Origin of the sequence: Neotamlana sedimentorum (assembly GCF_000943565.1) — a bacterium.
GTDB classification, from domain to species: Bacteria; Bacteroidota; Bacteroidia; order Flavobacteriales; family Flavobacteriaceae; genus Neotamlana; species Neotamlana sedimentorum.
Genome location: NZ_JTDW01000001.1, coordinates 412,003 through 426,192 on the forward strand (window position 1 = coordinate 412,003; position 14,190 = coordinate 426,192).

Annotated in this window: 8 protein-coding genes; all 8 read left to right on the forward strand. The window is 34.9% G+C overall.

Going from position 1 to position 14,190, the window contains the following annotated elements; translation table 11 throughout:
- The first annotated feature begins 82 nt into the window (after window positions 1-82).
- Window positions 83-1,282 (forward strand): FecR family protein, encoded by a 1,200-nt coding sequence (locus tag PW52_RS01800; RefSeq protein WP_052823316.1) that lies wholly within the window; start codon window positions 83-85, stop codon window positions 1,280-1,282.
- A 176-nt stretch (window positions 1,283-1,458) separates the two neighbouring features.
- The gene (locus tag PW52_RS01805; protein ID WP_082050798.1) at window positions 1,459-4,944 is read left to right on the forward strand and encodes a TonB-dependent receptor; all 3,486 of its coding nucleotides are present in this window, start codon (window positions 1,459-1,461) and stop codon (window positions 4,942-4,944) included.
- Window positions 4,945-4,962: 18 nt separating this feature from the next.
- Window positions 4,963-6,819, forward strand: a complete 1,857-nt coding sequence (locus PW52_RS01810) for a RagB/SusD family nutrient uptake outer membrane protein (RefSeq protein WP_044631194.1) — start codon at window positions 4,963-4,965, stop codon at window positions 6,817-6,819.
- 31 nt (window positions 6,820-6,850) lie between these two features.
- Window positions 6,851-7,306 (forward strand): DUF5018-related domain-containing protein, encoded by a 456-nt coding sequence (locus PW52_RS01815; protein ID WP_044631195.1) that lies wholly within the window; start codon window positions 6,851-6,853, stop codon window positions 7,304-7,306.
- Between the two features lie 241 nt (window positions 7,307-7,547).
- Window positions 7,548-8,948 (forward strand): sulfatase family protein, encoded by a 1,401-nt coding sequence (locus tag PW52_RS01820; protein WP_205618110.1) that lies wholly within the window; start codon window positions 7,548-7,550, stop codon window positions 8,946-8,948.
- An 85-nt stretch (window positions 8,949-9,033) separates the two neighbouring features.
- Entirely contained in the window at window positions 9,034-10,935 is a 1,902-nt protein-coding gene (locus PW52_RS01825) for a glycoside hydrolase family 97 protein (RefSeq protein WP_205618111.1), read from the forward strand.
- Window positions 10,936-10,946: 11 nt separating this feature from the next.
- Window positions 10,947-12,548 carry a sulfatase gene (locus tag PW52_RS01830; RefSeq protein ID WP_052823349.1) on the forward strand — a complete coding sequence of 534 codons (1,602 nt, stop codon included), beginning with the start codon at window positions 10,947-10,949 and terminating at the stop codon, window positions 12,546-12,548.
- Between the two features lie 5 nt (window positions 12,549-12,553).
- Window positions 12,554-14,134 carry an arylsulfatase gene (locus PW52_RS01835; protein ID WP_044631198.1) on the forward strand — a complete coding sequence of 527 codons (1,581 nt, stop codon included), beginning with the start codon at window positions 12,554-12,556 and terminating at the stop codon, window positions 14,132-14,134.
- The last annotated feature ends 56 nt before the right edge of the window (window positions 14,135-14,190 follow it).

Consider the following 14,190-nt stretch of genomic DNA (forward strand, 5'->3'; position numbering starts at 1 on the left):
AGTTTAAATTCTTGTCACCCATTTTCATTGTTTAGAAGTTATATTAATATAAAATAGTTTAAAGTTAATATAGTATAGTTTCGTGCAAGAGTTTCCTCCACATATTTTTAAGTTAGTTTCATCTTACATCAATAATAGTATTAGTAATGTAGAGTTTGATGAATTAACGGAGTGGATTAATCACAATCGAGAAAATAGGCAGCTTTTTAAAGATTATTTATACTTATACAAAAAGACGCAAAGTTTAAAATTTGCCGAATCTTTAGATACAGATAAAGCTTGGAGTAAAACTATAGAAAAGTTAAATACACCAAATGCTTTAAAGGTGGAGCCAACAAAAAAGAATAAAAAGACGAAATCCAATTTTAAGTTTTTTCAAATTTTTAAATATGCTTCAATTTTGGTGGTGTTTTTCACAGTTGGCTTCTATGTTTACAATAATAATTTTAGAGCGCAATCTGATACAGTAAAAGAAATAAACCAAATTACGCTTCAATTAGAAAATGGAGATATTCAAGTGCTTACAGAAGTAAAAGAAGATTATTTATTAAATTCTAAAGGTGAAATAGTAGGTGAGCAAAAAGGGAATCAGTTAACCTATTCTAAAATAAAAAATCAACAGGAGTTAATTTATAATACGCTAACCATTCCATATGGTAAACACTTCGAGATTTCGTTGTCCGATGGAACAAAAGTCTATTTAAACGCAGGATCATCTTTAAAGTATCCAGTGCATTTTATTCACGGCCACGAGCGAAAAGTATTTTTAAATGGAGAGGCTTATTTTGATGTAGAGAAAGATGCTAAACATCCTTTTATAGTTAATTCTGGAGAAATGAATGTTAGAGTTTTAGGTACAGAATTTAATTTATCGTCCTATCCAGAAGATAAAAACATAAAAACCGTATTGGTAGAAGGAGCAGTAAGTGTTTATAATGCAAAAGATACTTATACACCAAGATCGTCTACTAAATTAAACCCTGGTTTTAAAGCTTCATTTAATAAAGGGAGTAAAACGGTTTCGATAAAAAAAGCCGATTTAGATATGGAAACCGCCTGGGTAAAGGGTAAAATAATTTTTCGAAGAACCTTATTTAGCGACATAATAAAAAAATTAGAGCGACAGTATAACGTCTCTATAGAAAATAATAATCCTGAAATTGGTAATCAGCGATTTGCAGCGTCATTCGATAACGAAACTATTGAAGAAGTCTTAGAGTCGTTTAATGCCAATTTCAATATTGATTATACCATAAATGAAAACAAAATAATAATCCATTAAAATTTTAATTGCCTATGACGTAATTAGTAAACAAATTAATTTCAATTAATTAATAACTATCTCCTTGGAATACGCAAACGTAGTCCCAAAAAAAACGGAAGATACTACCAATATCTCCCGAATTTTAAGCGTGTAGTTATTAAAGTAATTAACCACACTAAACCGACAACTAAATTATGAAAAAAGTATTTAAGCATGAAAGGCTTTACCCTTTTATGTTAAAAATTGATTTAAAAATGAAACTTACCGTACTTCTTGTGTTTGTTACCTTGTTTCAACTTCAAGCGAAAGAAACATATGGTCAAAAAACTAAGATTTCTTTAAATTTAACAGAAGTAAGTATTGAACAAGTATTTAACGAAATTGAAAAACAGACAGAATTTAAGTTTTTATATAACTATAATGACGCGAATTATGACAAAACAATTTCTGTTAAAGCAAAAAAAGAACAGGTTAACGCTATTTTAAAGCGTGTTTTAAAAGGAACAAACGTTACGTTTAAAGTTCTTGGAAAACAAATTGTTTTAAAAAAGGACGAAAAAAAATCTTTAGAAGCTTTAAAAAACACTAAAGCTAAAGTGCACTCGCCAACAAAAATTATTCAAGACTTAACCATTTCTGGGGCCATTGTCGATGAAGCTGGCGTGCCTTTACCTGGAGTCAATATTATTGTAGAAGGTACAACCACAGGAACCCAATCCGATTTCGATGGTGAATATGCCATCAAGGTGAAAAAAGGAGCTGTGTTGTTGTTTTCTTATGTTGGCTATCAGTCACAAAAAGTAACTGTAGCAAATTCCAGCACCATAAATATAATCATGAAAGAAGAAGCCGGTGTTTTAGATGAGGTTGTTGTAATTGGGTACGGTACACAAAAAAAAGTAAATTTAACTTCTGCCGTTCAAATGGTAGATATGAAAGATTTGGAAAATAGGCCTGTTAAATCGTTAACAGAAATGCTAACAGCATCAGTACCGGGGTTAAATGTAACAATAAATTCTGGTGCACCTAATGCAGAACCGAGCTTAAATATTCGTGGGTTTACAGGTATTAATGCTTCAGCAGCTCCATTAGTATTAGTTGATGGGGTGCCGCAGGACATTAGATTTGTTAATCCTAACGACGTAGAAAGCATATCGGTGTTAAAAGATGCAGCAGCTTCAGCCATTTATGGGTCTCGTGCACCAAATGGGGTAATATTGATTTCTACAAAATCTGGTAAAAAAGGTCAAGGCATGCAAGTTAATTTCAGTACAACTTTAATTACAAGTTCTCCTATCGGACTACCAGATCCTCAAGATAGTAATATAGATGCTATACATAGAAATAATAGAAGGTATAATTCGCAACAGGCGCCACTATTTACCGATGAGGCTATAGAACGCATGAGGCAGTATATAGCAGGTGAAATAACGACTACAAATATTATTTTGCCTAACGGAAAATACGGAAGTGTTTACGAATATAATGCCAATAATAACCATTACGAGACGGGTTATAGGCAAAATGTATTTAATAGGCAAAACAATTTAAGTCTTAGTGGGGGAAGTGAAAAAACCACCTATTTTGCAAGTCTAGGAGCAATAAATAATCAAGGGGTATACAATGGACCCAACGATTGGTTAAAAAGATATTCTTCTTTAATTAAAGTAAACACAGATGTTACAGATTGGCTCAACATAGGAGCGAGTTCAAAATATGGTAGGCAGATAGTGAATAGACCAAATATTTGGAATCAAGGGCAAAATGATGGTTCTGTGTTTAATTTGTTGGGGTTTATTGGGAGCTTACCGGATTATGACGATAATGGATCTCCTAACGAGTTTTCTATTGTACCTAATTTAAACGGGCTTTCAGGTGGCGTACATAACACTATTGATGATTTATGGCTAACAGGTCAGTTTACTTTAAAACTGGTTAAGGGGCTTAGCATAAAAGGAGATTATAGCTGGAATGTAAATAATCAGCTTACTACAGATACAGAAACGGTTTTTGGAAGCTATGATGCCGATGGAACACCAAAAAATAGTAGACGTAGCCCGCCTGTTGATAAAATAGAAAAGACCGCTAGAAACCGAACTTATCATAATTTAAATTTAGTTGCTACATATAAACTGAATTTAAAAAATCACGATTTTACTGCATTGGCAGGATATAACGAGGAATTATTTCAAAACAATACGCTTTCAGCAGGTAACTCTTTGTTTTATACCCAAACTACACAATCTATAAGTACCACTTATGGCGATAGCCCATTTGCCGATGATACTATTTATGCATGGGCAACTAGAGGGTATTTTGGACGATTAACCTATAATTATAAGGAAAAATATTTACTCGATTTTAACGCGCGTTACGATGCGTCATCAAAGTATTCACCAGAAACTCGTTGGGCATTTTTTCCATCCGTATCGGCAGGGTATAATATAGCGAAAGAAAATTTTTGGCCATTAAAAGATGCGGTAAGTATGTTTAAGATAAAAGGTTCTTGGGGTAAGTTGGGTAATAATTCTGCTGGAGGTAATTATACGTATTTACCAACTTTGGGGACTAATAGTCAAACACCAGTACTGCTAGATGGTGGTAAATTACCATACGTTACTATGCCTGGTATTTTGTCTTCCGATCTTACTTGGACAAAACCCAGAACAATAGGTTTTGGTTTAGAAATAGCTGCGTTTAATAATAGGTTTACAGCAGAATACGATTGGTATCAAAAAACGATTTATGATCAAATTGGTATAGCAGAGCAATATTCGGAAGTACTAGGAACTAATCCTCCTAATAGAAACAATGCGGTTTCTGAGACACGTGGTTGGGAATTTAGTACAACATGGAGAGATAAAGCGTTTAATATTAAAGAATCTCCACTTAACTACAGTATACGCGCAGGAATTTCAGATTATATAGGTTATGTGGTTAAATATGAAGGAAGCGACTCTGGTTTAAGAAACCAATGGACACCAGGACAGGTATTTGGTGAGTTGTATGGATGGACAAGCTCAGGAATTGCTCAAAATTCTGAGACCTTCCAATCGCAAGCACTTTGGAGAAGTGGGTGGTTTTACGCAGGTGATATCCTGTATGCAGATACCAATGGTGATGGCTTGGTAAATAATGGCCAAGGTAGTTACTGGTATGCTCAAGGCGACCGTAAATTTTTGGGGCATAATTATGCGCGTTACCGTTATAACATAGCCTTAAATGCTAGCTGGAAAGGTTTTAGTATTTCAGCTTTGTTTGAAGGGGTGGGGAAACATACGAAGTATTCTCGTCAGAAGTTTTCCTATGGGGACAGAAACTTTTCCTCGGTACAAAACCAAGAGCGTGGTTATTGGAGTTTAAATAATCAAGATGCTTATTATCCGCGTGCTTACCATACAAATATAAATAATGACTACTTAAGGCTATCTAATGATCAATACGCTCTCAACTTGGCACACTTAAGAATAAAAAATGTTAATTTGAGCTATAGCTTACCTAGTGAGGTGCTTTCAAGAATTGGACTTCGAAACTTGTCAATTAATGTTAGTGGAGAGAATTTGGGTATGGTTTTTAATAAATCCAGAATAAAAGAATATGATCCTATTCAAATTGCCAACGATTTCCTAACCTATCCTCCATCGCGTATATTTTCTTTAGGTGTAAACGTAGGAATTTAATAATAAAAAACAAAAACAATGAAACTAAAAATTTTATATACATTAGTAATTACAGGTTTGTTTTTTTCAATAACGGCCTGCGACGAAGAATTTCTAGACAGATACCCAGAAGATTCTATGAGTGATGCTACATTCTTTACAAAATCTAGCGATTTCAAAACATATGTAAATGGGTTGTATAGTAGTGTTTTAGGAGCTAGACATGTTACAAGCGCTGGCGAAAATGGTACCGATAATTTTTTAATGGAAACAACAGGCGGTAACGAAATGAAGCATTCTGAAAGTGGTGCTGCCGATGAAACCAATAACACATGGAATAACAACTACGACAATATTCGTAAAGTTAACTATGTGTTAAATAGTATAGATAAATTGGAAGCCAGAGACGAGGAAGCGGATCAATATATAGGGGAAGCCTATTTTATTAGAGCATGGCACTATTTTACTTTACTTCAAACTTTTGGTGGTGTACCATATATTGATGAGGTATTAGGGACTGATAGCGAAGCGCTTTTTAAAACAAGGGACAGCCGCGATTTTATTGCCAGCAAAATTATAGAAGATTTAGACATGGCAATAGAACTTATGAATTGGAAAAATGAAGGTTTTGCAGTTGCGCCTCGTATAAACAAAGAAAGTGCTTTAGCTTTTAAAACAAGGGTAGCTTTGTACGAAGGTAGCTGGGAATATTACCACGGAAGAAAAAATACACTATTTAAAGTAGAAGGTAATGACGGTCTAGACTTTTTGCGTGAAGTTGTAGATGCCGGAGATTTATTAATTGCCCACCAAGGAGACAATATTGATAAAGGTAGTGCAGGCTTTGAGTATTGGGATCTCTTCAATCAACAAGATTATAGCAGCCACGAAGGTGTATTTTTGTACAAACATTTTGATATTCTTTTGGAGGTGTCTACCCAACATAACGGAGGTATTGTTTCGTATTACGGAGGGTTAACTAAAGATGCCGTGTATAATTATTTAATGGCAGATGGTAAGCCAGAAGCTGTTTCTAGTGAAACTTACGATTATACCCAATTGAGTAGCCTTATTGCGGCTAGAGACCCTAGATTGGACCAAACTATTTATTCACCAGCAAGGGGTGATTTTTATGATATAATGAGTCAATATTTTGTACCGGCCGAAAATACTACGAAAGGACCGTATCAAGATTTAACTAATTCCTTTACTGGTAGAGGAGGATACAAAGTCTGGAAAGGTATGCTTGCCCACCAAGGTAACCGATCTGGAGATCAACAAGATGAAATAATGATTCGCTACGCAGAAGCATTATTGAATTATGCAGAAGCTAAAGCTATTTTGGGAACCATTTCCCAAACCGATATTGATAAGACAGTTAATGTGCTTCGAGACAGAGTAGGTATGGTTGATTTAAATATGGGTGAAGCCAATAGTTGGAGTGTTACTTATGATGTTTCGGACGGGTACGATCCTGCAGCTGATAACATTTTGAATGAAATACGCCGCGAACGTCGTGTAGAATTAATATTGGAGAATTTTAGAAGAATGGACTTAAGACGTTGGGCTATTTATGAAGATGTTGTAAACGGGAATAAACCAGTAGGAGCTTATTACCAAGAATTTGAAGATTTTTGGAATGATGATACACGTGTACTTGCAGCGGGATATGATCAATCTCAGTTGGCTAGTCTTAGGTTAACCTTAGGAACAAACATTGACATTACTGGTGAAGATATTAATCCGCTTTGGAGAAATGCAGATTTTACCCCAGCGGGAAGAGGTTACTATATCGACCCAGATAGAGATTACTTGTTATCTATTCCTAGAAATGAAATTAATTTTTATGAAACCGAAGGCGGTGTAACCTTAGAGCAGAACCCAGGTTGGTTCTAAGCTTTTGTATTAACTCAAAAAATTTAAAAAAATGGAAAATATAAAAATTCAATTCGGATTTCTATTTGTTATCTTGGTTTCACTTTATTCTTGTGAGCCACGTATTGAAATGGATATGTCTCAATGGGGAGATAACTCATTGATCACTAATGTTCAAATAATGAAACTGGAAACACAGGACGGTGTTAAATTAGAAGAGTATTATGTAGATGAAACGACCTTAACAGGTACAAGAAGGGTAGTAGTGTCTTCAGGTGCAGCTGTAGTAGATGAGACAGCCCAAACAGTTATTGTCAATCTAATGGCTGGAGAGACTATTACTGGGTTAGCATTTTTAATCTATCACTACGGAACCAAGGTAGAACCTCTAAATGATGCTCCAACAGCAGGTATTATTGGTGATTTATCCACAGGGCCGTATACATACCGCGTACATTCAGCAGACGGTAGTCATACAGATTGGACAATAACTGTTAATCAATTATAATTAATTGTAATACAGTAGTTAAGTCTTAATCTTTTAATATTGAGTTTAGTTAGTAATTAGTTTTAAGGCGGAGATTTGTAAGCTTCATGCTTACAGTCTCTTCCTTTATAATTAATCTGATTGAAGTTATAATTACAAATATTTATTTATGATTATAATGACTCGATAAAGTAGTATTTCAAATTTTTTAAAAACAGAACTTTAACGATACACTATGTTGATTAATTTAATTCACAAAAGTTTGAAAATATTGCTGTGCAAAGCATTAGTTTTAGCCGGTTTGTTTTTGTTGTATGGTTGCTCGAAGGTATCAAAAGATATAGAAAAAACACCTAATTTCATTATCATTTTTACAGACGATCAAGGTTACGGCGATTTAGGATGTTTTGGAGGAACCCATGTAAAAACACCGCAAATTGATAAAATGGCTTTAGAAGGGACAAAGCTAACTAGTTTTTATGTAGCGGCACCAATATGTACACCGTCTAGAGCGGCATTAATGACGGGTAGCTATCCTAAAAGAGTAGGTATTGCTAAACGCGTGTTACTTGCGGCAGATTCATTGGGGTTAAATCCAAATGAAATTACTATTGCAGAGGTTTTAAAATCTGTGGGTTACAAAACTGGAATGTTTGGTAAATGGCATTTAGGAGATCAGCCAGAGTTTTTGCCAACAAAACAAGGTTTCGATACCTTTTTTGGTATTCCATATAGTCATGATATACATCCGTTTCATCCAAATAAAAAGAAGTACAATTTTCCTTCGTTGCCTTTGTTAAATGGCGACGTTGTAATTGAAAAAGATCCGGAGGCAGATTATTTAAATAAACGAATCACCGAAAAAGCAATTAGTTTTATAGAAGAAAACAAAGACAATCCGTTTTTTGTTTACCTGCCACACACTAGTCCGCACAGACCATTATTGGCCTCTCCAAAATTTATGAAAGATGCTCCAAATGATATTAAAGAAATTTTAAAAAATGAAGAAGGAGTAGATTATAAAACTAGAGACAAAATTTATCCGCAAACCATAGCTGAAATCGACTGGTCTGTAGGACAAATTTTAGAAACCTTAAAAAAGCACGGTCTAGATAAAAATACCTTTGTGATTTTTACATCAGATAATGGGCCAAGTGTTGGTAGTGCTTTGCCTTTAAAAGGAAGGAAAGGACAAACATTCGAGGGCGGAATGCGCATGCCAACTGTAGTTTGGTGGCCTGGTGTTATTCCTGCAAAAGCATCAAACGATGAGGTTGTTACAGCAATGGATTTGTTGCCCACATTTGCGAAGCTTAGCGGTGCACAAATTCCGGACGATAGAGTAATAGATGGAAAGGATGTTTTTCATACAATACAAGGTAAAAGTAAAACACCTAATCAATACTTTTTTTATCATAGCAAGGGTAATTTGGAAGCTGTTAGGTCTGGAAAATGGAAGCTTCGTATTTCTGGAAAGCAGTCACCATCACTTTATAACCTTGAAAATGATATTGGAGAAACAACAAATGTTATTAAATCTCATCCAGATATTGAAAGCAAATTACGTCTAGCGATTCAAGATTTCGAAAGTGAAATTAAAAATAATATAAGGCCAGCTGGTTTTGTTAAAAACCCACAAGCACTTATGTTAAAAACCTACTAGACCCTACTAGTTTGAGTTGTTTTTTTATATTTGTGAAGCTTTGTGTAAACCAAGCCAAAAAGTTATAAAAATAAAATAAATTTAAATGAAGAAAATTTTATTTTCTCTAATGTTTGTAATAGCATTAGTTAGTTGCAAACAGTCTGAATTATTGGAAATAACTGCGCCAAATGGTGAGCTTAAAGTTGTATTTAATAATGAAAATAACCAATTAAAATACAACCTTTTCGAGGGTAGTAAGAATATTATTTTAAATTCTGAAATCTCATTATTTCAAAATGTAAACGTTGAGGTAACTAACGTTACGATTAAAGAAGTTAATAACACTTGGAATCCGGTTTGGGGACAATTCAGCGAAATACAAAATCATTATAACGAGCTGGAAGTTTCTTTAAATTATCAAGGCACGCCAGCAACTCTTTTTGCTAGAGTTTATAATAAAGGAATCGCTTTTCGATTTAAAACCGCAAACAATTCAACCGCAAATAACCCGGTTTTATTTATGGAATACAACATGCCAGAAACAAGCGGCGTGTATTCACCTGCTGGCGAAGGGCAGCCTTACGGGCCAATTGCTATTTCAAAATTAGGAGACCCGAAAGAAAATGGTAAAAAAAATAAAATCAAAATGCCATTGGTTATCGAGCATCCAACACATAAATATCTATCACTTTTAGAATCCGATTTAATAAGTGCTCCGGGGTTCGATGTTATTAAATTTAATTTAGATAAGCAAACCAATACGCTGGTTTCCAAAAATAATTTTAATGCTGATGGAAGCCAAATTACAACTCCTTGGCGAATTATTCTTGTTGAAGATAAGGTAGGAGATTTGCTCACTAACACCATCCCGTTAAATGTGGCAGAACCAAATAAACTAGACGATACGTCATGGATAAAGCCAGGAAAAACATTATGGGATTGGAGAGTTCATGGTTTTACAGCAAAGGATGGTTTTACCTATGGAATTGATAACGAAAGCTACTTCCGTTTTATCGATTTTGCTGCCAAAAACGGTATCGAATATTTCTTAATCGACGATGCTTGGTACACAAAAGTTGAGCCTGGTAAAATGAACATGTCAAACAAGTTAGATTTAGAAAAAGTAGCAAATTATGCTCAAGAAAAAGGTGTGGAATTAATTCTGTATTACGATCGCCGACAAGGAAATTACGGAGATGAAGCCTTGTTTCCTTATTACCAATCTTTAGGAATGAAAGGTATAAAATATGGCTTTATGGGAACAGATGTGCCATTTACCAAAAATGCTATCGAAATGAGTGCTAAGAGTAATTTGTTAATAGATTTTCACGATGGTCCTGTGCCATTTACAGGAGTTACTAGAACATATCCTAATGCCATTACCCGAGAGTTTTGCCATGCGCAACAAGATTCCAGACGTGCTTTTACGCCTAAAACATTTATTAGAATGGCTTTAATAAATGCGCTTCAAGGCCCTTTAGATATGAACAATGGTATTTTCGATATTTCAAGTGTTAATGCTGGCGAAAGAGAAAAAGGACCAAAAAAACTAAATTCATTACAAACTACAGCAGTTGCCGAAGCTGCCAGAACGTTAATAATTTTTAGCGGACTGGTGTGTATTCCAGATGCACCCGAAGCCTATACAGAAAAACAAGATCTGTTTGAGTTTATAAAAGAAATGCCTGTTGGTAAATGGGACGAAACCAAAATTTTACATGCTAAAATGGATGGGTATATTTCTACGGCAAGACGACAAGGCGACGCATGGTTTATTGGCACTGTGCATAACAATGGTGGAACGCTCGATATTGATTTTGATTTTTTAGATGAAAACAAAAACTATAAAATAACCTATTACGAAGACACCAAAGAAACCAATAGCAAAACAAATCCTGAAGCATACCAAATAAGAACCGAAACAATAAAAAAAGGAGACACTATTAAAGTAACTATGGTTGCGGGTGGCGGACATTGCATGTGGATAAGACCAGAATTAAACTAAAAATTTTTTTAATGAAGAACCAATTATTATTTGTGATGCTAATCACTATAATTTTAACAGCTTGTAAAAACGAAAGTCCGCAAGAAACCAAAGTGTCTAAACCCAATATATTATTTATTGTGGTAGACGATTTAGGTTATGCCGATTTAAGCGTAATGGGGAGCAATTTCTACGAAACACCAAACATTGATGCCTTGGCAAAAGCAGGACATATTTTTACCAATGGCTATGCCACTTGTGCTGTTTGTAGTCCGTCGCGTGCTAGTTTGTTAAATGGCCAATTTACGGCAAGACATGGTCTTACCCAATTTGAAGGTGCACCTTACGGTTTAGAATGGAAAAAGAAAAACAGACATACAAAATTGCTACCACCAAATTACAAACACCATTTAAGTCATAGCGATATTACCTTACCAGAAGCCTTAAAAGAACAAGGTTATGCTACTTTTTTTGCTGGAAAATGGCATTTAGGAAGCGAACAACAACACTCGTTACCTACAGATCATGGTTTCGATATAAATAAAGGCGGTTACGAAAGAGGCGGACCTTATAGTGGTGGTTATTTTTCTCCTTTTAATAATCCGTATTTAGAAGATTATGAAGACGAAAAAGGCATGTCGTTTTCTATGAAGCTAGCCAAAGAAACTTCAAAATTTATAGAAAAAAATAAGGACACCACCTTTTTAGCATATTTATCGTTTTATGCAGTGCATTCACCAATTCAAACCACAAAAGAAAAATGGAGCAAATACAGAAATAAAGCCGAAAAAATAGGCATTGCCGAAAAAGGTTTTGAAATGGAGCGCATTTTGCCTGCAAGAAAATATCAGGATAATCCTGTTTATGCCGGATTAATTGAACAAGTTGATGATGCGATAGGAGTTGTTCTAAAAACCTTAAAAGAAAATAATTTAGATAAAAATACCATCGTGGTATTTACTTCCGATAATGGCGGAGTAACTTCTGGCGATGCCTTTGCAACTAATCAATTAATATTGCGAGGTGGTAAAGGTTACCAGTGGGAAGGCGGTTTGCGTGTGCCTTATTTTATTTATGTGCCTTGGCTTGAACAAAACGGAACACTAATAGAAACACCTGTTTCTGGTGCCGATTTGTATCCAACTTTGTTAGATCTGGCAAACATTCCTTTAAAACCCGAACAACATGCCGATGGTTTGAGTTTAAAGCCATTATTAAACGGGAAAGATATAGAAAATAGACCTTTGTTTTGGCATTATCCGCATTATGGAAATCAAGGTGGCGAGCCTGTTTCAATAATTAGAAAAGATAACTGGAAATTAATTCATTATTGGGAAGATAATCATGTAGAATTATATGATTTAAATTCAGATTTAAAAGAAAACAGCGATGTTTCGACGCAAAATGAAGAAAAAACACAAGCGATGCACCACGAATTAATAGCTTGGTTAAAATCTATGAATACCCAATATGCAAATCAGGACCCAGAATGGGACGCCCTTGCACGAAAAAAGCGTTTAGAAAACAACCGAACTACATTGATGCCAAAGTTAGAGAAATCTCGAATGCAAATGTTAAGTCCAGAATGGCAACCTAATGCCGATTGGTGGGGTAGCAAAATTACAAACAATTAATAGTTATGAAACTTAATAAGGTATTCGTTTTACTGTTTTTATTGGTTAGTGTTTTTGCAAAGGCACAACCTAATGAACAACCCAATATTATTTTAATTTATGCTGATGATTTGGGTAAGGGCTTACTAAGTCATTATGGTCAAAAAATAATTAGCACACCACACATCGATCACTTGGCACAGGAAGGCGTTACTTTCGAAAATGCCTATTCTGGAATGGTATGTGCTGCTTCAAGAGCATCTTTAATTACAGGTTTAAGAGATTGTCGTCCAGATAACTTTCAAGTTACCCAAGCTGGTATTTATAAAAAAATTAGTCAAGGTGTGTATACCAATAATGATATTCAGAATATGTTGAATACCGTTTTAACACCACCAAATAGTGATGCCGTTTTTTTAGGTGAAGTAGCTCAAAAACAAGGTTATGTAACAGGGCAATTTGGTAAGTTAGAATGGGGGTTTTCTGCCTCACATAGGCAAATGGAAAGACATGGTTGGGATGAGTATTATGGATATTTAGATCATGTTAGAGCACATGGGTTTTACCCACCTTTTTTGTTTAGAAATGGAGAAGTAGAATATATTCAAGGAAACACCCGTGCAGATTGTGGTAAAACTAAAGAAAACGAAACCCAAGAAAAATATAAAGAACGTTGGAATATGGAAGGTAAAACCGTGTATTCTCAAGATTTATTTATGAGTAATGCGCTGCGTTTTATTAGCGAAAATAAGGAAAAACCCTTCTTTTTATATTTTCCAACGCAGTTGCCTCATGGCCCAGCTTCGGTGCCTGCTGTTCATCCAGATTTTGCTAATAACCCAGAACTTACAGCCGTCGAAAAAGAATACGCGTCCATGGTTAAAATGCTCGATGATAACGTGGGACAAATAATGGCACATTTAAAAAAATTAAAAATTGACGATAATACTTTAGTCATTTTTACTTCAGATAATGGACATGAAATTTATTATACCAAAGAAGGGCGCACTTACAAACCTTATAAAAATGTAAATACTGGTGTTAAGTTTGATGATTTAGAGCATAAGTTTTATAGCGATTTAGGAGGCGATGTGTTTAATGGAAATGGCGGTCGAGCCGGATTAAAACGAAGTAATTTACAGGGCGGAATTCAAGCGCCGTTAATTGCGCGTTGGCCAGCTAAAATTAAAGCGGGTCGTAAAAGCGATTTACTGGTTGCTAATTACGATTTTCTGTCCACTTTAGCCGATGTTACCGGATTTCAAGATGTGTCTGAAACCGACGGTATTTCATTTTATAACGAACTTATAGGTCGGGAAAATAGCAAACAACACAATCACGTAGTGTATGCCTCATTTATTGGGCCAACAATAATTACCAACGACGGTTGGAAATTAAGAACTCATGTGCCAAAAGAGGCCTTCGAATTATACTATTTGCCAGAGGATTTCAAGGAAGAAAATAATTTGGCCGAAAAATTTCCAAAAAAGGTAAAAGACTTGAAAAAAGAAATGTTGAAGGCTTGCAACGGCGATTTAGAAAATGGCGTATTTACCTTCAGGAAAAACTCAATAAATATTGAAAAAATGGTAAAGAATAAGAATTAATTAAATAATTACAGAATTTAAACTAAATAATGACACCACCACTACAATCCTTTCTT